The organism is Streptomyces sp. NPDC093221, assembly GCF_044753885.1.
In the GTDB taxonomy this organism is placed as follows: domain Bacteria; phylum Actinomycetota; class Actinomycetes; order Streptomycetales; family Streptomycetaceae; genus Actinacidiphila.
On record NZ_JBIVOA010000014.1, the window covers coordinates 1 to 23622 of the forward strand.

23 protein-coding genes are annotated in these 23622 nt (G+C 70.5%); 8 read left to right on the forward strand and 15 right to left on the reverse strand.

The genetic code is table 11. The annotated features are described in order from the left end of the window. Window positions 1-167: 167 nt before the first annotated feature. The 8 genes from ACIQCJ_RS34040 to ACIQCJ_RS34075 all read right to left on the reverse strand — a co-directional run bounded on the left by ACIQCJ_RS34040 (window position 168) and on the right by ACIQCJ_RS34075 (window position 6893). Entirely contained in the window at window positions 168-509 is a 342-nt protein-coding gene (locus tag ACIQCJ_RS34040; RefSeq protein ID WP_188284432.1) for a metal-sulfur cluster assembly factor, read from the reverse strand. Beyond that, a complete protein-coding gene (sufU, locus tag ACIQCJ_RS34045; protein ID WP_188284431.1) occupies window positions 506-988 on the reverse strand; it encodes a Fe-S cluster assembly sulfur transfer protein SufU in 483 nt (160 codons plus the stop codon). The genes ACIQCJ_RS34040 and sufU overlap by 4 nt, the downstream gene beginning before the upstream one ends. A gap of 10 nt (window positions 989-998) precedes the next feature. After that, window positions 999-2246, reverse strand: coding sequence for a cysteine desulfurase (locus ACIQCJ_RS34050; protein ID WP_355334677.1), 1248 nt, complete (start codon window positions 2244-2246; stop codon window positions 999-1001). A 26-nt stretch (window positions 2247-2272) separates the two neighbouring features. Further along, a complete protein-coding gene (sufC, locus tag ACIQCJ_RS34055) occupies window positions 2273-3067 on the reverse strand; it encodes a Fe-S cluster assembly ATPase SufC (RefSeq protein WP_355333844.1) in 795 nt (264 codons plus the stop codon). A 7-nt stretch (window positions 3068-3074) separates the two neighbouring features. Next, window positions 3075-3413, reverse strand: a complete 339-nt coding sequence (locus ACIQCJ_RS34060) for a non-heme iron oxygenase ferredoxin subunit (protein WP_355333847.1) — start codon at window positions 3411-3413, stop codon at window positions 3075-3077. Next, window positions 3413-4579: a Fe-S cluster assembly protein SufD gene (gene sufD, locus ACIQCJ_RS34065; RefSeq protein WP_355333849.1), complete on the reverse strand. Its 1167-nt coding sequence runs from the start codon at window positions 4577-4579 to the stop codon at window positions 3413-3415. The genes ACIQCJ_RS34060 and sufD overlap by 1 nt, the downstream gene beginning before the upstream one ends. 71 nt (window positions 4580-4650) lie before the next feature. Further along, window positions 4651-6072 carry a Fe-S cluster assembly protein SufB gene (gene sufB, locus ACIQCJ_RS34070; protein ID WP_355333852.1) on the reverse strand — a complete coding sequence of 474 codons (1422 nt, stop codon included), beginning with the start codon at window positions 6070-6072 and terminating at the stop codon, window positions 4651-4653. Then, window positions 6069-6893, reverse strand: a complete 825-nt coding sequence (locus tag ACIQCJ_RS34075) for an ArsR family transcriptional regulator (RefSeq protein ID WP_391044106.1) — start codon at window positions 6891-6893, stop codon at window positions 6069-6071. The genes sufB and ACIQCJ_RS34075 overlap by 4 nt, the downstream gene beginning before the upstream one ends. A 200-nt stretch (window positions 6894-7093) precedes the next feature. On the opposite strand from ACIQCJ_RS34075, the gene ACIQCJ_RS34080 reads away from it, so the two are divergent. After that, entirely contained in the window at window positions 7094-8020 is a 927-nt protein-coding gene (locus ACIQCJ_RS34080) for an ABC transporter ATP-binding protein (RefSeq protein WP_355333858.1), read from the forward strand. A 66-nt stretch (window positions 8021-8086) separates the two neighbouring features. After that, window positions 8087-8878: an ABC transporter permease gene (locus tag ACIQCJ_RS34085; RefSeq protein ID WP_355333860.1), complete on the forward strand. Its 792-nt coding sequence runs from the start codon at window positions 8087-8089 to the stop codon at window positions 8876-8878. 6 nt (window positions 8879-8884) lie between these two features. Here the strand turns inward: ACIQCJ_RS34085 and ACIQCJ_RS34090 are convergent, their stop codons facing one another. Next, entirely contained in the window at window positions 8885-10195 is a 1311-nt protein-coding gene (locus tag ACIQCJ_RS34090) for a glycosyl hydrolase family 28-related protein (RefSeq protein WP_401313333.1), read from the reverse strand. A gap of 145 nt (window positions 10196-10340) precedes the next feature. On the opposite strand from ACIQCJ_RS34090, the gene ACIQCJ_RS34095 reads away from it, so the two are divergent. Beyond that, on the forward strand, window positions 10341-11336 hold the full coding sequence (locus tag ACIQCJ_RS34095) for a COX15/CtaA family protein (RefSeq protein WP_355333865.1): 996 nt from the start codon (window positions 10341-10343) through the stop codon (window positions 11334-11336). On the opposite strand, the gene ACIQCJ_RS34100 is transcribed toward ACIQCJ_RS34095, so the two are convergent. From ACIQCJ_RS34100 to ACIQCJ_RS34110, 3 genes are all read right to left on the reverse strand, one after another. Next, on the reverse strand, window positions 11313-12440 hold the full coding sequence (locus ACIQCJ_RS34100; RefSeq protein ID WP_402713706.1) for an amidohydrolase: 1128 nt from the start codon (window positions 12438-12440) through the stop codon (window positions 11313-11315). The two genes, ACIQCJ_RS34095 and ACIQCJ_RS34100, sit on opposite strands and share 24 nt — an antisense overlap. 86 nt (window positions 12441-12526) lie before the next feature. Then, window positions 12527-12865 carry a hypothetical protein gene (locus tag ACIQCJ_RS34105; protein ID WP_355333869.1) on the reverse strand — a complete coding sequence of 113 codons (339 nt, stop codon included), beginning with the start codon at window positions 12863-12865 and terminating at the stop codon, window positions 12527-12529. A 52-nt stretch (window positions 12866-12917) separates the two neighbouring features. Next, window positions 12918-13865, reverse strand: coding sequence for a heme o synthase (locus tag ACIQCJ_RS34110; protein ID WP_355334680.1), 948 nt, complete (start codon window positions 13863-13865; stop codon window positions 12918-12920). A gap of 312 nt (window positions 13866-14177) precedes the next feature. On the opposite strand from ACIQCJ_RS34110, the gene tkt reads away from it, so the two are divergent. From tkt to pgl, 5 genes are read left to right on the forward strand one after another with little or no spacing between them, the layout of a single operon-like run. After that, a complete protein-coding gene (gene tkt, locus ACIQCJ_RS34115) occupies window positions 14178-16280 on the forward strand; it encodes a transketolase (protein ID WP_355333871.1) in 2103 nt (700 codons plus the stop codon). Between the two features lie 34 nt (window positions 16281-16314). Then, window positions 16315-17433 carry a transaldolase gene (gene tal, locus ACIQCJ_RS34120; RefSeq protein WP_355333874.1) on the forward strand — a complete coding sequence of 373 codons (1119 nt, stop codon included), beginning with the start codon at window positions 16315-16317 and terminating at the stop codon, window positions 17431-17433. A gap of 10 nt (window positions 17434-17443) precedes the next feature. Continuing rightward, window positions 17444-18973, forward strand: a complete 1530-nt coding sequence (gene zwf, locus ACIQCJ_RS34125; protein WP_355334683.1) for a glucose-6-phosphate dehydrogenase — start codon at window positions 17444-17446, stop codon at window positions 18971-18973. Beyond that, on the forward strand, window positions 18970-20007 hold the full coding sequence (opcA, locus tag ACIQCJ_RS34130) for a glucose-6-phosphate dehydrogenase assembly protein OpcA (RefSeq protein ID WP_355333876.1): 1038 nt from the start codon (window positions 18970-18972) through the stop codon (window positions 20005-20007). Before zwf ends, opcA begins: the two co-directional genes overlap by 4 nt. After that, a complete protein-coding gene (gene pgl, locus ACIQCJ_RS34135) occupies window positions 20004-20783 on the forward strand; it encodes a 6-phosphogluconolactonase (protein WP_402713709.1) in 780 nt (259 codons plus the stop codon). Before opcA ends, pgl begins: the two co-directional genes overlap by 4 nt. An 84-nt stretch (window positions 20784-20867) precedes the next feature. Here the strand turns inward: pgl and pgi are convergent, their stop codons facing one another. The 3 genes from pgi to ACIQCJ_RS34150 form a co-directional block, all read right to left on the reverse strand. Then, a complete protein-coding gene (gene pgi, locus ACIQCJ_RS34140; protein ID WP_355333880.1) occupies window positions 20868-22526 on the reverse strand; it encodes a glucose-6-phosphate isomerase in 1659 nt (552 codons plus the stop codon). A 75-nt stretch (window positions 22527-22601) separates the two neighbouring features. Next, entirely contained in the window at window positions 22602-22724 is a 123-nt protein-coding gene (locus tag ACIQCJ_RS34145; RefSeq protein WP_402713712.1) for a hypothetical protein, read from the reverse strand. A gap of 94 nt (window positions 22725-22818) precedes the next feature. Further along, a complete protein-coding gene (locus ACIQCJ_RS34150) occupies window positions 22819-23583 on the reverse strand; it encodes a sugar isomerase domain-containing protein (RefSeq protein ID WP_401856613.1) in 765 nt (254 codons plus the stop codon). Between the last annotated feature and the right edge of the window lie 39 nt (window positions 23584-23622).

Genomic DNA, 23622 nt, shown 5'->3' on the forward strand with positions numbered 1-23622 from the left:
CACCCACCCCCCCCCCCACCAATTTGTTTAATAATTACCCACACCCCCCCCCCCCCCCCCCCCCCCCCCCCCCCCCGCCGGGGCCCCCCCCCCGGGCCCCCGGGGGCCCCCCCCCGATGCCGTGGCGCGGAGCCCTGCGATGCCGAGGCGGAGAGCCCGGAGAAAGATCAGACGTTGAAGCCCAGGGCGCGGAGCTGGTCGCGGCCGTCGTCGGTGATCTTGTCGGGGCCCCACGGGGGCATCCAGACCCAGTTGATCTTGAGGTCGTTGACGATGCCCTCGGTGGCGGAGACGGCCTGTTCCTCGATGACGTCGGTGAGGGGGCAGGCCGCGGAGGTGAGGGTCATGTCGAGGGTGGCGACGTTGGAGTCGTCGACGTGGATGCCGTAGATGAGGCCGAGGTTGACGACGTCGATGCCGAGTTCGGGGTCGACGACGTCGTAGAGGGCCTCGCGGATCTCTTCTTCTGAGGCCGGAGTGGTGCTCAGGCCGTTCGGTACGGGGCTCATGAGGTCTTCCCTTCGGAAGCTTCCGAGGCTTCGGGACCGTCGGCCAGCGCTTGCGCCGTCGCGTCCTTCCACGCCATCCAGCTCAGCAGCGCGCACTTCACACGCGCCGGGTACTTCGAGACACCGGCGAACGCGACCGCGTCCTCCAGCACTTCCTCCATCGCGTCGTCCGGCTCGACCTGGCCCTTGGACTGCATCAGCTCCAGGAAGGTCTCCTGGATCTTCCGCGCCTGGGCCACGTCCTTGCCGACCAGCAACTCGTTCAGCACCGACGCGCTGGCCTGGCTGATCGAGCAGCCCTGGCCCTCGTACGAGATGTCGCCGATGACGGCGCCGTCCATCCGCACCCGCAGGGTGATCTCGTCCCCGCAGGTGGGATTGACGTGGTGCACCTCCGCCTGGCCGTCCCGCAGGCCGCGCCCGTGGGGGTGCTTGTAGTGGTCCAGGATCACTTCCTGGTACATCGAGTCGAGCTTCACAACACCACCATCACCCGAAGAAGTTCCGTACCTGCTCCAGCCCCTCGACCAGGGTGTCGACCTCGGCCGGGGTGGAGTACAGATAGAACGACGCCCGCGTGGTCGCAGGAATTCCGTACCGCAGGCAGACCGGCCGCGCGCAGTGGTGGCCGACGCGTACGGCGATGCCCTGTTCGTCGAGCACCTGGCCGACGTCGTGCGGGTGGATGTCGCCGAGCGTGAAGGAGATCGCGGCGCCGCGGTCCTCGGCCGTGGTGGGGCCGATGATCCGCAGGTCGGGAACCTCCAGCAGACGGCCCACCGCGTAGTCGGTCAGCGCGTGCTCATGCGCGGCGATCTTGTCCATGCCGATCGCGGTCAGATAGTCCACGGCCGCGCCGAGGCCGACGGCCTGGGCGATCGGGGGCGTACCGGCCTCGAACTTGTGCGGCGCGGGCGCGTACGTCGAGGAGTGCATGGAGACGGTCTCGATCATCTCGCCGCCGCCGAGGAACGGCGGCAGGTCCTCGAGCAGCTCCTGACGGCCCCACAGGACGCCGATGCCGGTCGGGCCGAGCATCTTGTGGCCGGTGAAGGCCACGAAGTCCGCGCCGAGCGCCTGCACGTCGAGCACCATGTGCGGCGCGGCCTGCGAGGCGTCGATCAGCACCAGGGCGCCGACGTCCTGGGCGCGGCGCACGATGGCCTCGACCGGGTTGACGGTGCCCAGGATGTTGGAGACCAGCACGAAGGAGACGATCTTCGTCTTCTCGGTGATGATCTGCTCGATGTCCGACAGGTCGAGCCTGCCGTCGTCGGTCAGCCCGAACCACTTCAGCTTCGCGCCGGTGCGCTGCGAGAGCAGCTGCCACGGCACGATGTTGGAGTGGTGCTCCATCTCCGTGATGACGATCTCGGTGTCGCTGTCGACGCGGTACGGCTCGTCGGCCCAGCCGAGCATGTTGGCCACGAGGTTCAGCGACTCGGAGGCGTTCTTGGTGAAGATCACCTCGTCACGGCTGGGCGCGTTGATGAAGGCGGCGATCTTGTCGCGCGCGCCCTCGTACAGCGCGGTGGCCTCCTCGGCGAGCACGTGGACGCCGCGGTGCACATTGGCGTTGTGCCGCTCGTAGTACTCGTTCAGCGCGTCGAGCACCTGGCGCGGTTTCTGCGAGGTCGCCGCGTTGTCCAGGTACACGAGCTTCTTGCCGTCGTGGACCAGGCGGTCCAGGACGGGGAAGTCCTTGCGGATCGCTTCGGTGTCCAGGAGGCCCGGCAGCACCCGGCCGACGGACGAGGGGACTGTCACGCGGCGTCCCCCTCGGAGTTCGCTCCGCTGCTCACGGGGCCGCCCTTCACGTAGGACTCGTAGCCCTCTTCCTCCAGCTTGTCCGCCAGCTCGGCGCCGCCGGACTCGGCGATCCGGCCCTGCGCGAAGACATGCACGAAGTCGGGCTTGATGTAGCGCAGGATGCGCGTGTAGTGGGTGATCAGCAGGGTGCCGACCTCGCCGCTCTCGCGGACCCGGTTGACGCCCTCGGAGACGACCCGCAGCGCGTCGACGTCGAGGCCGGAGTCGGTCTCGTCGAGGATCGCGATCTTCGGCTTGAGCAGTTCGAGCTGAAGGATCTCGTGGCGCTTCTTCTCGCCGCCGGAGAAGCCCTCGTTGACATTGCGCTCGGCGAAGGCGGGGTCCATCTGAAGGCGTTCCATCGTCTCGCGGACCTCCTTCACCCAGGTGCGCAGCTTGGGCGCCTCGCCGCGGATCGCGGTGGCCGAGGTGCGCAGGAAGTTGGAGACGGAGACGCCGGGGACCTCGACCGGGTACTGCATGGCGAGGAAGAGACCGGCGCGGGCCCGCTCGTCCACGGTCATCGCCAGCACGTCCTCACCGTCGAGGGTGACGGTGCCGCCGGTGATCGTGTACTTGGGGTGGCCCGCGAGCGAGTACGCCAGGGTGGACTTGCCGGAGCCGTTGGGGCCCATGATGGCGTGGGTCTCACCCTGCTTCACGGTCAGGTCGACGCCGCGCAGGATCTCGCGGGGGCCGTTCTCGGCTTCGACGGTGACGTGCAGGTCGGTGATTTCAAGCGTTGCCATGGGTGCCTCAGGACTCCTGGGTGACGGAGACGAGCACGTCGTCCCCAACGATCTTTACGGGGTATACGGGGACCGGCCGCGTGGCCGGCAGCCCGGACGGCTTGCCGGTGCGCAGGTCGAAACTGGAACCGTGCAGCCAGCACTCGATCTGGCAGTCCTCGACCTCGCCCTCGGAGAGCGAGACGTTCGCGTGCGAGCAGATGTCGTTGATGGCGAACACCTCGCCCGCGGTGCGGACCACGGACACCGGAACGCCGTCCAGCTCGACCCGGCGGGGGGTGTCCTCCTCCAGGTCGCTGGCGGCGCAGGCGCGGACGAATCCGACCGTGCCGTTGTCGACGCTCATCAGACGGACGCCTCCAGCTCGGCGTCGATCTTGGTCATCAGCCGCTCTTCGAGGTCGGCGAGTCCGATCTGCTGGACCAGTTCGCCGAAGAAGCCGCGGACGACCAGGCGGCGGGCCTCGTCGGAGCGGATGCCGCGGGACTGGAGGTAGAAGAGCTGCTCGTCGTCGAAGCGGCCGGTCGCCGAGGCGTGGCCGGCGCCGACGATCTCGCCGGTCTCGATCTCCAGGTTGGGGACCGAGTCGACCCGCGCGCCGTCGGTGAGCACCAGGTTGCGGTTGAGCTCGTAGGTGTCGGTGCCCTCGGCCTCCGCCCTGATGAGCACGTCGCCGATCCACACCGCGTGCGCGTCCTGCCCCTGGAGCGCGCCCTTGTACGTGACGTTGCTGCGGCAGTGCGGGGTGTCGTGGTCGATGAAGAGCCGGTGCTCCTGGTGCTGGCCCTCGTCGGTGAAGTACAGGCCGAACAGCTCGGCCTCGCCGCCGGGGGCGCCGTAGATCACCCGCGGGTGCAGCCGGACCAGGTCGCCGCCGAAGGTGACGACCACCGACTTGAAGGTGGCGTCACGGCCGACCAGCGCGGTGTGCTGGGCGACGTGCACGGCGGTGTCGTCCCAGTCCTGGATCGAGACGACGGTGACCTTGGCGCCGTCGCCGACCAGGACCTCCACGTTGGCGGCGAAGGTGCCGTCACCGGTGTGGTCGATGACGACCACGGCCTCGGCGAAGGCGCCGACCTCGATCACCTGGTGGCCGTAGACCGTGCCGCCCTCGCCGTGGACGGCGATCCGGACCGGCTCGGTGAGGACGGTGTCCTTGGGGATCGAGACGACCGAGGCCTTCTCGAAGGCGCTGAACGCCTGGGCGGTGACGCGGTCGGCGGGCTTGCCCGCCTTGCCGACGCGGGCGTCGGTGCGGTCCACGGTCTCCACGGTGACGCCCTCGGGCGCGGTCACCTCGACCCGGAGGGCGCCGGTGGCCTCGGCGGTGCCGTCGTGCAGGCCGCGCAGCCGCTCCAGCGGAGTGAAGCGCCACTCCTCCTCGCGGCCGTGCGGCACCGGGAAGTCGGCCACGTCGTACGACGGGGCCGCGCTGACCCGGGCGTCGGCGGGATGGCCCACCGTGATGGCACCGTCCGTGGTGCTGCCCGCAGGGGTGTTGTCAGCCATGGCTGTGCTGGTGCTCGCTTTCTGCCTTATTGGGTCCGGCCGGGGGATGGTGGACGAGGAAGCCGGCGCGGTCAGCCGACCGAGCCTTCCATCTGGAGCTCGATCAGCCGGTTCAGCTCCAGGGCGTACTCCATGGGGAGTTCCTTGGCGATCGGCTCGACGAAGCCGCGCACGATCATCGCCATGGCCTCGAACTCGGTCATGCCGCGGCTCATCAGGTAGAAGAGCTGGTCGTCGGAGACCTTGGAGACGGTCGCCTCGTGACCCATCGACACGTCGTCCTCGCGGACGTCGACGTAGGGGTACGTGTCCGAGCGCGAGATGGTGTCGATCAGCAGCGCGTCGCACAGCACGTTGGACTTGGCGCCCGACGAGCCCTCGCCGATCTCGATCAGACCGCGGTAGGACGTCCGGCCGCCGCCGCGGGCCACCGACTTGGAGACGATGTTGGACGACGTGTTCGGCGCCATGTGCACCATCTTCGCGCCCGCGTCCTGGTGCTGGCCCTCGCCCGCGAAGGCGATGGACAGCGTCTCGCCCTTGGCGTGCTCGCCCATCAGGTAGACGGCCGGGTACTTCATGGTCACCTTGGAGCCGATGTTGCCGTCGACCCACTCCATCGTGGCGCCCTCGTAGGCGACCGCGCGCTTGGTGACCAGGTTGTACACGTTGTTCGACCAGTTCTGGATGGTCGTGTAACGGCAGCGGCCACCCTTCTTCACGATGATCTCGACGACCGCGGAGTGCAGCGAGTCCGACTTGTAGATCGGCGCGGTGCAGCCCTCGACGTAGTGGACGTACGCGTCCTCGTCGACGATGATCAGCGTCCGCTCGAACTGGCCCATGTTCTCGGTGTTGATCCGGAAGTAGGCCTGGAGCGGGATGTCGACGTGCACGCCCTTCGGCACGTAGATGAAGGAGCCGCCGGACCACACCGCGGTGTTCAGCGAGGCGAACTTGTTGTCGCCCGCCGGGATGACCGTGCCGTAGTACTCCTGGAACAGCTCCGGGTGCTGCTTGAGCGCGGTGTCGGTGTCGAGGAAGATGACGCCCTGCTCCTCCAGGTCCTCACGGATCTGGTGGTAGACGACCTCGGACTCGTACTGCGCGGCGACACCGGCGACCAGCCGCTGCTTCTCGGCCTCGGGGATGCCGAGCTTGTCGTAGGTGTTCTTGATGTCCTCGGGCAGGTCCTCCCAGGACTCCGCCTGCTTCTCCGTGGACCGCACGAAGTACTTGATGTTGTCGAAGTCGATGCCCGACAGATCCGAGCCCCAGGTGGGCATGGGCTTCTTGCCGAAGAGCTTGAGGCCCTTCAGCCGCATCTTCAGCATCCACTCGGGCTCGGACTTCTTCTGCGAGATGTCACGGACGACGGCCTCGGACAGGCCGCGCTTGGCCGCGGCGCCGGCCACGTCCGAGTCGGCCCAGCCGTACTCGTACGTACCGATGCCCTCGAGCTCCGGGTGAGTGGTCTCCGTGGGAGCAGTCATGCGGGGTTCCTCCCGGACGTGCTGGCAGATGCTGTGGGATCTTCGGGTGCGTTCTGGGGTGGGTCCGACGGGGTCCCCGGTGGTGTGTCAGGTGGGGCTCCCGACGGGATGGTGCTCGCGTGGTTGACCTGCGGGATGAACGTGGTGCACACCCCGTCGCCGTGGGCGATGGTGGCCAGCCGCTGGACATGCGTCCCGAGCAGGCGGGAGAAGACCTCGGCCTCCGCCTCGCAGAGCTGCGGGAACTGCTCGGCGGTGTGGGCCACCGGGCAGTGGTGCTGGCAAAGCTGCTCCCCGGCGGGGCCGGGGGCGCTTCGAGCCGTAGCAGCGTACCCGTCCGCGGACAGCGCCTGGGCCAGCGCGCGTGCGCGGTCCTCGGGCGCCGCCGCCTCGACGATGGGGCGGTACCGCTCGGCCTGGTCGGCCACCCGGGCGCGGGCGAAGGCCGACACCGCGGCCTCGCCGCTCTCGCCGCCGCCCGCGGACCTGGCGATCCAGTGCAGGGCGTCGGCGGCGAGCTGGTCGTACGCCTGGTCGAACGCGTCACGACCACAGTCGGTGAGCGCGAAGACCTTGGCGGGCCTGCCGCGGCCACGGTGGCCGTAGACCCGCTGGTCACGCGGCTCCACGACATTGTCCGCGTGCAGTGCGTCCAGATGGCGGCGGACGGCGGCCTGCGTGAGGCCGAGCCGTTCCGCCAGGTCGGCCGCGGTGGAAGGTCCGTGGTCCAGGATGGACCGGGCGACCCGGTTGCGGGTGCGCCGCTCCCCGGTCGTCTGCTCCTCCGCCGCCCTCCGGGCAGCACTGGTCCCGTATTCCACAACACCATTGTTGCGTAATTCCTCAGGAGCAGGCAAGCCGCGCCGGTCGCGATCACGGTGGGCTGCGTCACTTAGGGTTACCTAACCAGGGACGGTACGAGGCCGCGTACGGGCGGTACGAGGCCGCCGCGGAGGAGAGCGGGGAGCGGCTTCCCGGGACCCGGGCACGGCCGGTCCTGCGCCGTCCCTAGACTCACAGCATGCGAAACGAGCCCGCGGTCGAGGTGACCGGTCTGGTCAAACGGTACGGGACAAGGACCGCGGTGGACGGCCTCGACCTGACCGTGGCCCGCGGCGGCGTCACAGCGGTGCTCGGCCCCAACGGCGCGGGCAAGACCACCACCGTCGAGGTCTGCGAGGGCTACCGGCGGCCGGACGGCGGCACCGTACGGGTCCTCGGTCTCGACCCGGCCGCGCGCGGCGCGCAACTGCGGCCCCGGATCGGCGTGATGCTCCAGTCCGGCGGTGTGTACCCCGGCGCGCGCGCCGAGGAGATGCTGCGGCACACCGCGACCCTGCACGCCGACCCCGTCGACCCGGCGCTGCTGATCGAACGGCTCGGTCTGGAGTCCTGCGGTCGCACCACCTACCGCCGGCTGTCCGGCGGCCAGCAGCAGCGCCTGGCGCTCGCCATGGCCGTCGTCGGCCGCCCCGAACTGGTCTTCCTCGACGAGCCCACCGCCGGTCTCGACCCGCAGGCCAGGCACGCGACCTGGGATCTCGTACGGGAGCTGCGCGCGGACGGCGTCACGATCGTGCTCACCACCCATTTCATGGACGAGGCCGAGCAGTTGGCCGACCAGGTGGTGATCATCGACGGCGGCCGGGCCATCGCCCGCGGCACTCCGGACGAGCTGTGCCGCGGCGGCGCGGAGAACACGCTGCGCTTCTCGGGACGCCCGGGGCTCGACCTGGTCTCGCTGCTCAACGCGCTGCCCGCCGACACCGCCGCGGCGGAACTGACCCCGGGCAACTACCGCATCGAGGGCAAGGTCGACCCCCAACTGCTGGCCACCGTCACCTCCTGGTGCGCCCAGCACGGCGTCCTCCCCGACCGCCTCTCGGTCGAGCGCCGCACCTTGGAGGACGTCTTCTTGGAGCTGACCGGCAAGGAGCTGCGCGGATGAGGAACCTGGCGGGCATGAAGGAGCTGCGCGGATGAGGAACCTCGCGGGCATGAAGGAGCTGCGCGGATGAGCGCCGAAGTGAGCGCCCCGACCGGGACCGGCGTCTTCGCCCCCGCCCCCGGAGCCGCGCCGCTCCCCCGGATGATCCGGGCCCAGGCGGCGCTGGAGACCAGGATGCTGCTGCGCAACGGCGAGCAGCTGCTGCTCACCGTGATCATCCCGGCGCTGCTGCTGGTGCTGTTCAGCGCCGTCGACATCGTGGACACCGGGGCGGGCAAGTCGGTGGACTTCCTGGCCCCCGGCATCCTCGCGCTCGCGGTGCTGTCCACCGCGTTCACCGGCCAGGCCATCGCCACCGGCTTCGAACGGCGTTACGGCGTGCTCAAGCGCCTCGGCGCCTCGCCGCTGCCGCGCTGGGCGCTGATGACGGCGAAGACCTGCTCGGTGCTGGTCACCGAGGCGTTGCAGATCGCGCTGCTGGTGGTGATCGCCTTCGCGCTGGGCTGGTCGCCGCACGGCAACCCCTTCGCCGTCGTGCTGCTGCTCCTGCTCGGCACCGCCGCCTTCTCCGGGCTCGGGCTGCTGATGGCGGGCACGCTGAAGGCCGAGGCGACGCTGGCCGCCGCGAATCTGGTCTTCATCCTGCTGCTGGTCGCGGGCGGCGTGATCGTGCCGCTGAGCAAGTTCTCCGGCGGCGTCCAGTCGGTCCTGAGGCTGCTGCCGATCTCGGCGCTGTCCGACGGGCTGCGGGACGTGCTCCAGCACGGCGCCTCGATGCCCTGGGGCGACCTGGGCATCCTCGCCGTCTGGGCGGTCGTCGGGCTGGCCCTGGCGGCCCGCTTCTTCCGCTGGGAGTAGCCGCCCTCACCCGCCCGCGGCCGGGATGCAGTCGGTGAACCGTACGAAGTCCCGGCCCTGACCCTCGTCCAGCGCCAGGAACGCGGCCGGCGGGTGCGAGCCGAAGCGGCACATGTCGTAGCGCACGCACACCGGCGGATTGGCGTTCGCCGCCGTACGGAACTGGTGCGCGCCGACGAGCTGGCAGGAGTCGTAGCGGACCAGCGGGCCGTTGGCGCCGATCGTGTAGCGGTGGGCGCGCAGGTCGTCGGAGAAGTCCTTGAAGGCGTGCGCGGTGTCGTCGCAGTCGTTGAAGTGGACGGTGCCGCGGTTCCACGCGCAGTCGATGACGACGACCGAGGGGTCGCGCAGTTCGAAGCGGATGTCCTCGGCGTGGAAGCGCTGGGCGCCGTCGAAGTGCGAGGCGCGCGGGAAGCGGAAGAAGGCGCTCTCGAAGCCGTAGTCGGGGTGCGGGGTGGGGCGGCGCCCGGTGACGATGTAGCTGCCCGCGCGGCAGGTGACGGACCCGCCGTAGGGGAACTCCAGGAAGTTGCCCCACTCGTAGGTGACGTTCATGTCGGTGAACCAGTAGTTGAGGAACTGGTCCTGCTGCTCCAGGTTCTTGGAGTTCAGCGACAGCCCCGAGTAGAGGAACGCCTTGCGGTAGGCGCCGCCGACCCGGCACGCCTCCCAGCGCATCTCGGAGTTGGTGTTGCTGCCGTCGAGCGCGAGCCCGTACTCCCACTCCCCCATCCACTCGCAGTCCGAGAAGCGGTAGTTCGCGGCGCCGCCGGTCGAGTACGAGTAGAAGAAGGACGCGCCGGGCGTGGCGGAGGTGAAGCGCAGGCCCTCGAAGGAGATGTTCTGCCAGGTGTCGATGTTGCGGCACAGATAGGCGTCCGACGCGTTCGGCGGGTCGAAGACGATGTCGCTGATCCGCAGCCCCGCGCCCCGGAACCGCAGCCCGTTGACCTGCCGGGTGGGCTTGTTGGCGTCGATGAAGGCGTACGGCTTGGTGATCCGGAACACACCGGGCGGCACGTCGATGACGGTACGGCCGGTGCCGCCGTCCGCGCGCGACTCGGCGTAGGCGTACGCGGCGGCGAAGGCGGCGCTGTCGTCGGTGTGGCCGTCGCCCTTGGCGCCGAAGTCGGCCACGACGTCGACGTATCCGGGGTGGTTCGCGGGCCCCGGGTGCGCGGGGTCCGCGGTGTCGGCCGCCGAGGAGTCCCAGGCGCCGCCCGCGTAGGCGGCGAGGCCCGTCCCCGCGAGGGCGGCTGCCGCGCCTCCGTAGAGCAGGTGCCTGCGGTTGACGGTCTCACGGTGTTCGCCGGTCATACGGCGCCTCCCGTCGTCGGTCCCCGTGCGTGAGCCCCGATGGTAGGGCCGTACCACCGGGTTCGGGTGGTTTCGCGGCGATCGGATCCGGCGCGTACACACCCCTCGTGAAAGCGTGCACAAGCGTGCCGCCTACCATGGGCGCGTGCCGAAGCTTCTCGAACTCGTGCGAAACCCCCTCGCCGCCATCGCAGAGCGGTGGACCCCGTCCCCCGCCACGGTCCGCAGGGCGACCCTGTCCGCGCTGGTCATGTCGGTCGTCATCGTGGTCACCGGCGGTGCGGTACGGCTGACCGGTTCCGGCCTCGGCTGCCCCACCGCGCCCCGCTGCGTGGGCGACAGTTGGGTGCCCACCTCGGCGATGGGCGTACACGGGGCGATTGAGTTCACCAACCGCATGCTGACGTACGTTCTCTGCGCCGCCGTCGGCTGGGCCATCATCGCGGTGCGGTCGCAGAAGCCGTACCGGCGCAGTCTGACCCGGCTCGGCTGGGCGCAGTTCTGGATGGTCGTGGCGAACGCGGTGCTGGGCGCCTTCACCGTGCTCACCGGGCTCAACCCGTACACCGTGTGCGTGCACTTCCTGCTGGCGTTCGTGCTGATCACCATCGCCGTGGTGATGTGGCGGCGGACCGCGGAGGGCGACAGCGCGCCGAGTCCGCTGGTCGGCAAGCCGGTGCAGCAGCTCGGCTGGATTCTGACCTGCGCGACCGGGCTGCTGGTCGCGGTGGGCACCGTCGTGACCGGCGCGGGGCCGCACGCGGGCGACTCCAGCGATGTGCACCGCGTCCCGGTGGACTGGAAGTCGGTGGCGCAACTGCACGCGGATCTCGCGTGGGTGGTGGTCGCGCTGACCGTCGCGCTGTGGTTCGTGCTGCGCGCGGTGGACGCGCCGGTCGGGCCGCGCAACAGCGCCCGCGACCTCTTCCTGGTGCTGATGTCCCAGGGCGTGATCGGCTACGTCCAGTACTTCACCGATCTGCCGGAGGCCGTCGTCGGCCTGCACATGTTCGGCGCGGCCATCGTGTGGATCGCGGTGCTGCGGGTGCTGCTGTCGATGCGCGAGCGGGCCGTCGACGTGCCCGACGCCACCGTGCCGGGGCCCGCGCAGGCCGGGTCAACGCTGAGCGTCGGCGTCTGACCCCTCAGGACCCGTCCACCGGTCCGCGTCGGCGGCCGGGTCGGGGCGGAAGACCCGGCGGGCGTTCCCGCCGCCGACCAGCGCGCTGACCCTGCGGCCGTCCGCGGCCGACCAGTCGCCGTCGGCCACCCGCTCGCCGACGAACCGGCCGAGCGCCGCGCCGAAGGTCCGCACCCCGGTCACGTACAGCTCGGGCAGCGCCACGGCGCCGCTGGCGTACAGCACCTTCGCGAAGGGCACCCGGTCGAGCACCGCGGCCGGTCCGGCGCCGAGCGCCACATGCACATGCGGGAGTACGGCCGCCAGGTCGGCCGCCGCGCCCTCGTGTCCGGGCCCCGGCAGCAGCACCACCTCGGTGCCCAGGCCCGCGGTGGCCCGCAGGAATCCCCCGGCCGCCGAGGGTCCCGCCCCGCCCGCGCCGTGCCGCAGCGTCAGCGGCACGCCGGTCGCCACCGCGTTCCACAGCAGATGGCGCAGGAGTACGGGGTCGGCGGGGCGCTCGCCGACCGGCCGCCGGGCGAGCCAGTCAGCGGCGGCGTACCGCACGTGCGCGGTGTCCGGCGGTCCGGTGCCCAGCGCCTGGTCGGCGCCCGCGCGGAAGGGTCCGCCGTGCGGGCGGTCGGCGCAGGAGAAGCCGACCGTGTCGAGCGCGGCGGTGTGCACGGCCTCGGCGAGGTTGGCCAGGAAGCCGTCGACCGTGCCCGAGGTGTCGGCGACCTGCTGGGCCAGCGGTTCGAGGCGGACGATCTCGTGGGCCGCCGCGCCGCCCGCCGCGCCCAGCTCCTTGGGCGGCGTGAGGTCGCCGGGCTCCCCGGTGTCGACGAGATACGCCTCGATGCCGGTGGCGCGCAGCAGCAGCCGGGTCGCCTCGTACGCGCCCAGCTCGCGGCGGCGGGCCAGGTAGCGGGCCGGGGAGCAGTGCGGTTCGAGGCCGAGCAGCGGCGCGCACCAGCGGCGCACCGCGAAGCCGGTGGGGCTGTCGAAGAGGGTGGTGTGCGGCGCGGCGACGCCGGGCAGCCGCGCCTCGAACGCGCCGAGGCCGAGGTCGCCGGGGAGCACGCCGTGGCAGTACGCGTCCACGAGGTGTGTCAGGTCCCCGGTCATCCGCCCGCTCCCTCGCCGTCGTTCCCGGTCTCCCGGCCTCCTGGCTTAACGGACGAGGGCGCCGTCAGGTGTGGGCGCGGCGGCGGTCAGGTGTTGGCCGGGCCGCCGATCTGCATCCCGGCCATCCGGGTCCACTCGTACGGGCCGGTGCGGACCCGGCCCGCGAACTCCCCGTCGAAGTCCTCGTGGACGGTGACGCCCGCGTCGGCGACGGCCGCCCGCGCCATGGCGTACGTCGGTGCGACGAGGTCGCCCCAGGCGCCGTCCGGCGCGACGAGCACGATGCGCGCGCCGCGCTCACCGATGTACGCGATGTTCGCCTCGGCGGCGCCGCCGTGCTTCTTACCGAAGGCGTCGATCTGCCGGACGAGCCGGGCGGTGCGTCGCGCCTCGCGCGGGTTCTCCTGAACCGTGTCATCAGCCATACCGCTGATGCTACTTCCCGGTAACCGCCGAGGGCACCCCGCCAGAGGGGACTCAGTGCAGGAAGGGGTCGACCGCCACCGCGACGAACAGCAGGGTCGCGTAGGTGATGGACCAGTGGAAGAGCCGCATCTCCTTGAGCTTCGCGCCGGTGACGCCCGCCTTGGCGCGGGCGTGCAGGCCGTGCGCCTCCTTGAGCCAGAACGCGCCGAGTACGGCCGCGACCACCGGGTAGAACCAGGAGGTCTCGCCCAGCGGCCACCACAGTGCCAGGGAGGTGATCACCATCACCCAGCTGTAGAGGACGATCTGCCGGGCCACGACCTGGTTGCCCGCGACGACCGGCAGCATCGGGACGCCGACCCGCTCGTAGTCGTCCTTGACCTTCATCGACAGCGGCCAGTAGTGCGGCGGCGTCCAGAAGAAGAGGACGAGGAAGAGGACGAAGGGCGCCCAGGCCAGCTCGTCGCGCACGGCGGACCAGCCGATGAAGACCTGGAGACAGCCCGCGACCCCGCCCCAGACGATGTTCTGCGCGGTACGCCGTTTGAGACCGAGGGTGTAGACGAAGACGTAATAGAGGATGGCCGTCAGCGACAGCCCGGCGGACAGCGGATTGACCAGCGTCCAGAACCAGACCGTCGAGACGACGGAGAGCGTGATGCCGAAGACGAGTCCTTCGCGCGGCGACACCAGACCGGTCACCAGCGGACGCTGCTCCGTACGGTGCATCAGCGCGTCGATGTCGCGGTCGATGTACATGTTCAGCGCGTTCGCACCGCCGGCCGACAGATAGCCGCCGACCACCGTGGCGATCACGAGCCACAGATCGGGCACCCCGCCGGCGGCGAGGAACATCACCGGAACCGTCGTGATGAGCAGAAGTTCGATGATCCGCGGCTTGGTCAGCGCCACGAAGCCCATCACACGGGCTCCGAACGGGCGGTGACCGGAGGAGCCCGTCCCGATGACCCCAGCGGGTCGGGATTCGACGGCCGTCACGAACACCCCAAGAGAAGAGATGAAGTCCAGCAAGTCCGGTCACCTGCGGAGGCGCGGGACCCGGTGAGACTTGCGCGTACCACGCCACTCTAGACGCAGGGAATACTCCGTCCGCTTTTGGGGGGTGGAGAGTGTCGCTCGACCCGGTTCACCAGGCGTTCACCGCGTTCAGGAGGCGAAGACCGGCGTACCGGGGCAGGATCGAAAAGGTGAGCGCCTGTACGGCGGTAGGCTCGACAACGCCGGGTAGGCACCACGTCACCGGCGTTTTCAACATGTGGACAAGCATGTGGAGAGGAGCCCTGACCCAGGGTGAGCAAGCAGCCGACCACCACAGACCTCGAGTGGACCGATCTGGACCGGCGGGCCGTTGACACCGCCCGCGTCCTGGCCATGGATTCCGTGCAGAAGGTCGGCAACGGCCATCCCGGCACGGCGATGAGCCTGGCCCCGGCGGCCTATCTGCTGTTCCAGAAGGTCATGCGGCACGACCCGGCGGACGCCGACTGGGTCGGCCGGGACCGCTTCGTGCTCTCCGCGGGGCACTCCAGCATGACCCTCTACACGCAGCTCTACTTCGCCGGTTACGGCCTGGAGCTGGCCGATCTGGAGGCGCTGCGGACCTGGGGTTCGCAGACCCCCGGCCACCCGGAGTACGGCCACACCAGGGGCGTCGAGACGACGACGGGGCCGCTCGGCCAGGGTGTCGCGAACGCGGTCGGCATGGCGATGGCGTCCCGTTACGAGCGCGGCCTGTTCGACCCGGACGCGGCGGCCGGCACCTCGCCGTTCGACCACACCATCTGGGCCGTCGCCGGTGACGGCTGCCTCCAGGAGGGCATCTCCGCCGAGGCGTCCTCCATGGCCGGTCACCAGAAGCTCGGCAATCTCGTCCTGCTCTGGGACGACAATCACATCTCCATCGAGGGCGACACCGAGACCGCCGTCTCCGAGGACACCGTCAAGCGGTACGAGGCGTACGGCTGGCACGTCCAGCGCGTCACTCCGCTGGAGAACGGCGACCTCGACGTGCACGCCTTGCACGCCGCGATGCTCGCCGCGAAGGCCGAGACCGAGCGCCCGTCGTTCATCGCGGTCCGCTCGATCATCGGCTGGCCCGCGCCGAACAAGCAGAACACCGGCGCCGCGCACGGCTCGGCGCTCGGCGAGGACGAGGTGCGCGCCACCAAGGAGATCCTGGGCTTCGACCCGGACAAGCACTTCGACGTGGCCGAGGACGTCATCACGCACACGCGTGCGGTCGGCGACCGCGGCCGCGAGGCCAAGGCGGAGTGGGAGAAGTCCTTCGCCGCCTGGCGGACCGCCAACCCCGAGCACGCGGCGACGTACGACCGGATCGAGGCCGCCGAGCTGCCCGAGGGCTGGGAGCAGCACATCCCCGCCTTCGAGACCGGCTCCTCGCTCGCCACCCGCGCCGCGTCCGGCAAGGTCCTGGAGGCGCTGGGCCCGGTCATCCCCGAGCTGTGGGGCGGCTCCGCCGACCTCGCCGGGTCGAACAACACGACGATCGACAAGAATTCGTCGTTCCTGCCGACGGGCAACCCGCTGCCGGGCGCCGACCCGTACGGCCGTACCGTGCACTTCGGTATCCGTGAGCACTCGATGGCCGCCGAGATGAACGGCATCACGCTGCACGGCAACACCCGGGTCTACGGCGGCACCTTCCTGGTCTTCTCGGACTACATGCGCAACGCGGTCCGGCTGTCCGCGCTGATGCACCTGCCGGTGACGTACGTGTGGACGCACGACTCGGTCGGTGTCGGCGAGGACGGTCCGACGCACCAGCCGGTGGAGCACCTGGCGTCGCTGCGCGCGATCCCCGGTCTCAACGTGGTGCGGCCCGCCGACGCCAACGAGACGGCCGTCGTGTGGCGCGAGGTGCTCAAGCGCTGGACGAAGGTGTTCGGCAAGGGCGCGCCGCACGGCTTGGCGCTGACCCGGCAGGGCGTGCCCACGTACGAGCGCAACGAGGACGCGGCGCGCGGCGGTTATGTGATGTTCGACGCGACGGACGCCGACGGCGCGGCGACCGCGCCGCAGGTCGTCATCATCGGCACCGGTTCCGAGGTGCAGCTCGCGGTGGGCGCGCGTGAGCAGCTCCAGGCGGCCGGGGTGCCGACCCGCGTGGTGTCGATGCCGTGCGTGGAGTGGTTCGACGAGCAGGACCAGGAGTACCGCGACAGCGTGCTGCCCAAGGACGTGAAGGCGCGGGTGGCGGTCGAGGCCGGTATCGGTCTGACCTGGCACCGCTTCGTGGGTGACGCGGGACGCATCGTCAGCCTTGAGCACTTCGGTGCCTCGGCCGACGGCAAGGTGCTCTTCCGTGAGTTCGGGTTCACCGCGGACGCGGTGGCCGCCGCGGCCCGGGAATCACTCGACGCCGTTGATCGCTGACGCAGGTAAACGACAAGTAGGAGATGCAAATCCCATGACAGACGCACTCAAGCGCCTCTCCGACGAAGGCGTCGCGATCTGGCTGGACGACCTGTCGCGCAAGCGCATCACGTCCGGCAATCTGGCCGAACTCATCGACGAGCAGCATGTGGTGGGTGTCACCACCAACCCGTCGATCTTCCAGAAGGCGATCTCCCAGGGCGACGGCTACGACCAGCAGCTCGCCGACCTCGCCGCCCGGCGGCTGACGGTCGACGAGGCGATCCGCATGATCACCACCGCGGACGTCCGGGACGCGGCCGACATCCTGCGGCCGGTCTTCGACCGGACCGACGGCCAGGACGGCCGGGTCTCGATCGAGGTCGACCCGCGGCTGGCGAACAACACGAAGGCCACCGTCGCGGAGGCCAAGCAGCTCGCGTGGCTGGTCGACCGGCCGAACACGCTGATCAAGATCCCGGCGACGCCCGCGGGGCTGCCCGCGATCACCGAGGTGATCGGCAAGGGCATCAGCGTCAACGTCACGCTGATCTTCTCGCTGGAGCGCTACCGCGGTGTGATGGACGCGTACCTCTCCGGTCTGGAGAAGGCCAAGTCCGCCGGGCTCGACCTGTCGCTGATCCACTCGGTCGCCTCGTTCTTCGTGTCCCGCGTGGACACCGAGATCGACAAGCGGCTGGAGAAGCTGGGCACCGACGAGGCGAAGGCGCTCAAGGGCAAGGCGGCCGTCGCCAACGCGCGGCTGGCCTACGAGGCGTACGAGGAGGTCTTCTCCTCCGACCGCTGGCTGGCCCTGGAGAAGTCCGGCGCCAACAGGCAGCGCCCGCTGTGGGCCTCGACCGGCGTCAAGGACCCGGCCTACTCCGACACGCTGTACGTCACCGAGCTGGTCGCGCCGAACACGGTGAACACCATGCCGGAGGCCACGCTGGACGCCACCGCCGACCACGGCGAGATCACCGGCGACACCGTGACCGGCACGTACGCGCAGGCGAAGGCCGAGCTGGCCGCCGTGGCGGCGCTCGGCATCTCCTACGACGACGTCGTGCAGCTCCTGGAGGACGAGGGCGTCGAGAAGTTCGCGACGGCCTGGAACGAACTGCTGGCCTCCACCCAGGCGGAACTCGATCGGCTCGCTCCTTCGGAGGCCTGAGTTGTCCACGCTGACATCTTCGGAAGGCAACCCGCTGCGGGATCCGCTGGACCGGCGGCTGCCGCGGATCGCGGGCCCGTCCGGCCTGGTCATCTTCGGCGTGACGGGCGACCTGTCGCGCAAGAAGCTGATGCCGGCCGTGTACGACCTGGCCAACCGCGGTCTGCTGCCGCCGGGCTTCGCGCTGGTCGGCTTCGCCCGCCGCCAGTGGGAGAACGAGGACTTCGCCCAGGAGGTCCACGACGCGGTCAAGGAGCACGCGCGCACGCCCTTCCGTGAGGAGGTGTGGCAGCAGCTCGCCGAGGGCTGCCGTTTCGTGCAGGGCGACTTCGACGACGACACCGCCTTCGAGACGCTGAAGGCGACCATCGAGGAGCTGGACAAGGCGCGGGGCACGGGCGGCAACTTCGCCTTCTACCTGTCCGTACCGCCGAAGTTCTTCCCCAACGTGGTGCAGCAGCTCAAGAAGCACGGGCTGTCGGACGGCACCGGGGACTCCTGGCGGCGCGCGGTCATCGAGAAGCCGTTCGGCCACGACCTGGCGAGCGCGATGGACCTCAACCAGGTGGTGCACGAGGTCTTCCCGCCCAACGAGGTCTTCAGGATCGACCACTACCTGGGCAAGGAGACCGTCCAGAACATCCTGGCGCTGCGCTTCGCCAACACGATGTACGAGCCGATCTGGAACCGGTCGTACGTCGACCACGTCCAGATCACCATGGCCGAGGACATCGGCATCGGCGGCCGGGCCGGGTACTACGACGGCATCGGCGCCGCGCGCGACGTGATCCAGAACCACCTGCTGCAACTGCTGGCGCTGACCGCGATGGAGGAGCCCGGCTCCTTCCACCCGAAGGCGCTCACCGCGGAGAAGCTGAAGGTGCTCAGCGCGGTCGTCCTCCCCGACGACCTCGGCAAGAACACCGTGCGCGGCCAGTACGCGCACGCCTGGCAGGGCGGCGAGGAGGTGCTCGGGTACCTGGAGGAGGACGGCATCGACCCCAAGTCCAAGACCGACACCTACGCGGCCGTGAAGCTGGAGATCAACAACCGGCGCTGGGCGGGTGTGCCGTTCTACCTGCGGACCGGCAAGCGGCTGGGCCGCCGCGTCACCGAGATCGCGGTGGTCTTCAAGCGGGCGCCGTATCTGCCGTTCGAGTCCGGGGCCACCGAGGAGCTGGGGCAGAACGCCCTGGTCATCCGGGTGCAGCCGGACGAGGGCGTGACGGTGCGGTTCGGTTCGAAGGTGCCCGGCACCTCGACCGAGGTCAGGGACGTGACGATGGACTTCGCGTACGGCGAGTCCTTCACCGAGTCCAGCCCGGAGGCGTACGAGCGGCTCATCCTCGATGTGCTGCTCGGTGACGCCAACCTCTTCCCGCGCCACCAGGAGGTCGAGATCTCCTGGACGATCCTCGACCCGATCGAGGAGTACTGGGACAAGCACGGCAAGCCCGCCCAGTACGCGTCCGGCACCTGGGGACCGGTCGAGGCGGACGAGATGCTCGCACGAGACGGCAGGAGCTGGCGTCGGCCATGAAGATCGATCTGACGGACACCACGTCCGCGAAAATCAACTCGGGTCTGATCCAGGCCCGGCGGGCGATCGGCACTCCCGCGGTCGGGATGGTGCTGACCCTGGTCATCGTCACCGACGAGGGCAGTGCCTACGACTCGCTCAAGGCCGCCACCGAGGCGTCCAAGGAGCACCCGTCGCGGATTCTGGTCGTCGTCAAGCGGCCGGGCCGTTCGCCGCGGGACCGGGCGAGCGCCCGGCTCGACGCGGAGGTGCTGGTCGGCTCCGAGGCGGGCACCGGCGAGACCGTGATGCTGCGGCTGCACGGCGAGCTGGCCAACCACGCCGAGTCGGTGGTGCTGCCGCTGCTGCTGCCCGACGCCCCCGTGGTCGTCTGGTGGCCGGACAACGCGCCGGACAACGCGGCGGAGGACCCGCTGGGTCGCCTCGCGCAGCGCCGGATCACGGACGCCGCGGCGGCCGAGGACCCGGTGGCGTCGCTCGGCGTCCGCGCGGCCAGTTACTCGCCCGGCGACACCGACCTGGCCTGGACCCGGATCACCCCGTGGCGTTCGATGCTCGCGGCGGCCCTGGACCAGAAGCACTCGAAGATCACTGACGCGATCGTCGACGGCGAGGCGTACAACCCGAGTACGGAACTGCTCGCGCTGTGGCTCGCGGACCGGCTGGGTGTGCCGGTGGAGCGCAGGGTCTCCGACGGCCCCGGCATCACCGCGGTGCGGCTGGCGACGGCCGACGGCGACATCTGCCTCGACCGGGCGGACGGCGCGCTGGCGGAGCTGGCGATGCCGGGTCAGCCGGACCGGCATGTGGCGCTCAAGCGGCGTGAGACCTCCGAGCTGATCGCGGAGGAGCTGCGCCGTCTGGACCCGGACGACATATACCGCTCCACCGTGCAGTTCGGGGTCAAGCACCTGGTCAACAACCCCGGCGGCGCGGAGACGGTGAGCCCGGACGGCACCGTCACGGCGAAGGACAAGACGCCCAGCGCCGCCAAGCGGGCCGCCGTGGCCAAGAAGGCGGAGAGCGCGAAGTGAGCACGCCACAGGTGGTCGTCCACCGGGACAAGGAGCTGATGGCGCAGGCCGCGGCGGCCCGGCTGATCACCAAGGTCGTGGACGCCCAGGCCGCCCGTGGCACCGCTTCGGTGGTGCTCACGGGCGGGCGCAACGGCAACGCGCTGCTCGCCGCCCTCGCCGCGTCCCCCGCGCGTGACGCGGTGGACTGGGCGCATCTGGACCTGTGGTGGGGCGACGAGCGGTTCGAGCCGGACGGCGACCCGGAGCGCAATGTCACGCAGGCCCGCGCGGAGCTGCTGGACGCGGTCCCGGTCGATCCGTCGCGGGTGCACGCCATGCCCGCCTCGGACGGGCCGTACGCCGGCGCCGACGAGGCGGCCGAGGCGTACGCGGCGGAGCTGGCCGCGGCGGCGGGTCCCGAGGACCGGCTGCGGGTGCCGGCCTTCGACGTGCTGATGCTGGGGGTGGGGCCCGACACGCATGTGGCGTCGCTCTTCCCCGAGCACCCCGCGGTGCGGGAGAGCGAGCGGTCGGTCGTCGGTGTGCACGGCGCTCCGAAGCCGCCGCCGACCCGGATCTCGCTGACGCTGCCCGCGATCCGCGCAGCCCGCGAGGTGTGGCTGCTGGCGGCGGGCGAGGACAAGGCTTCGGCGGTGGCCCTGGCGCTGTCGTCCCCGGGTGAGTTGCAGGCGCCCGCCTCGGGTGCCTACGGGCGGTCCAGGACCCTGTGGCTGCTGGACCGGACCGCGGCGGCCAAGCTCCCGCCGCAGCTGTATCCGCCGGCCTCGTCGTAGGCCGTCCGAGCGGCCCTCGGCCTGGTCGCTCGCCACCGCGGCGGTTCACCGGATCTCCGGTGAACCGCCGCGGTGCGTGGTGGCTCAGCGACCGCGCAGCTCGCGGTACTTGGCGACCAGGGCCGTGGTGGAGGCGTCCAGGCCGGGGACGGCGGTGCCCTCGGCGAGGGCGGGCTCGACGCGCTTGGCGAGGACCTTGCCCAGCTCGACGCCCCACTGGTCGAAGGAGTCGATGTTCCAGACCGCGCCCTGGACGAACACCTTGTGCTCGTAGAGGGCGATGAGCTGGCCGAGGACGGACGGCGTCAGCTCGGTGGCCAGGATGGTGGTCGTGGGGTGGTTCCCGCGGAAGGTCTTGTGCGGGACCAGTTCCTCGGGCACGCCCTCGGCCCTGACCTCGTCCGGCGTCTTGCCGAAGGCCAGCGCCTGGGTCTGCGCGAAGAAGTTCGCCATCAGCAGGTCGTGCTGGGAGGCGAGCGGCCCGAGTTCGTCGACCGGGCGCGCGAAGCCGATGAAGTCCGCGGGGACGAGCTTGGTGCCCTGGTGCAGCAACTGGTAGTACGCGTGCTGCCCGTTGGTGCCCGGGGTGCCCCAGACGACCGGACCCGTCTGCCAGGTCACCGGGTTGCCCTGCCGGTCCACGGACTTGCCGTTGGACTCCATGTCGAGCTGCTGGAGGTAGGCGGTGAACTTGCTCAGGTAGTGGCTGTACGGCAGCACCGCGTGCGACTGCGCGTCGTGGAAACCGCCGTACCAGACGCCGAGCAGGCCGAGCAGCAGCGGGACGTTCTCCTCCGGCGGCGCGGTCCTGAAGTGCTCGTCGACCAGGTGGAATCCGGCCAGCATCTCGCGGAAGCGGTCGGGGCCGATGGCCAGCATCAAGGAGAGGCCGATGGCCGAGTCGTAGGAGTACCGGCCGCCGACCCAGTCCCAGAACTCGAACATGTTCTGGGTGTCGATGCCGAAGTCGGCGACCTTCTCCGCGTTGGTGGACAGCGCCACGAAGTGCTTGGCGACCGCGGACTCGTCGGCGCGCAGCTCGGTGAGCAGCCAGTCGCGGGCGGAGGTGGCGTTGGTGATGGTCTCGATGGTGGTGAAGGTCTTGGACGCGATGATGAACAGCGTCTCGGCCGCGTCCAGGTCGCGGACCGCCTCGTGCAGGTCGGCGCCGTCCACGTTGGACACGAAACGGACCGTCAGGCCGCGGTCGGTGTAGGCGCGCAGCACCTCGTAGGCCATCGCGGGGCCGAGGTCGGAGCCGCCGATGCCGATGTTGACGACATTCCTGATCCGCTTGCCGGTGTGGCCGGTCCACTCCCCCGAGCGCACCCGGTCGCAGAAGACCTGCATCTTGTTGAGCACGGAGTGCACGGCGGGCACGACGTCCTGGCCGTCCAGCTCGATCACCGCGGAGCGCGGGGCGCGCAGAGCGGTGTGCAGGACCGCCCGGTCCTCGGTGACATTGATCCGCTCGCCGCGGAACATCGCGTCACGAAGCTCGAACACCCCGGTCGCGGCGGCCAGTTCGCGCAGCAGCCGGAGCGTCTCGTCCGTCACGAGCTGCTTGGAGTAGTCCAGGTGGAGGTCACCCACTTGGAGGGTGTAACGGCTGCCCCGCTCGGGGTCGGCCGCGAACAGATCCCGCAGGTGCGCGTCCGCCAGTTCCTCGCGGTGCTTGCCGAGCGCGTGCCATTCGGCACGCTGGTCGAGAGCCTTCGGGCCCTGCGCGTTCGTTTCGGACATCAGTCCACTTCTCCTCGTCCTCGCTGCACGCCCCACGCTAATTGATGACACGCCGGAACGAGACGAGGGCGGGCATCAGGAAGGCGTGCGGTTGGCGGCGCTGACCCGGCCGAGCAGGTCCGCCGGGGTGCGTTCCTGGAGGAGCGTCACCTCACTGACGTTCCGCACCGTGCCGAGAGCGCCGGATACGGCCGTCACGGTGACCGCGGCGGGCCGGGTCCGCCGCGCCGGGGCAGCGCGGCGGACTCGGCGAGCGCGGGCGGCTCGGTGGCGGGGGAGAAGTGGCGACGGGTCAGAAACCGCCGCGGTGCAGGCGGCCCGCGTAGCGCTCCTCCAGGACGGCGTTGCGCTCGAAGCCGCCGGGCAGATTCGCGGAGATGTAGACCGGGGCCTGGTGCCCCTCGGCGGTGAGCAGGCCCACGCACTCGGCGACGACCATCTGGACCAGCAGGGCCGAGGTGATGGTGGAGACACCGCACAGCGCGCCGCCGTCGGGCAGCGGGAGCAGGGCGTCACCGGCGGGCGCGCAGTTGTCGAGGACGGCGTCGGCGATGTCCGCGAGCCGCTTGCCGCTGGGGTGCAGGGCGGGCACGGCGCGGGTGTGGGTCAGCGAGGTGAGGGCGACCAGCGGGTGCCCCGCCTCCTTGACCTGGAGGGCCATGTCCACCACGGAGTTGTTCACACCGGAGTTGGAGACGATCACGAACAGGTCCCGCGGGTGCGGCGTCGACAGGTCGTACAGCCGCCTGGCCAGGCCGGGGGAACGTTCCAGCAGCGGGTCGTCGAGCACCGAGCGGTCCTCGCCGCCGCGCAGCACGAGGTCGGCGAGGCCGATCCGGTTGGTGGGGATCAGGCCGCCCGCGCGGCCGACGATCTCCAGGACGGTGGCCTGGGAGTGGCCGGTGCCGAAGCCGTGGATCACACCGTCGGCGGCCACGCAGTCGGCGAAGAGCCGTCCCGCGGCGGCGACGGAGTCCTTGTTGGCCGCGATGGCGCGCTCGACGGCGGCGCGCCCCTCGTCGGCGAACCGGGCGGCGCTGAGCTGTGCGTCGGCCATGGCCGAGCCCCCTTGGTGGGTCGGGTGGTGAGATCGGTG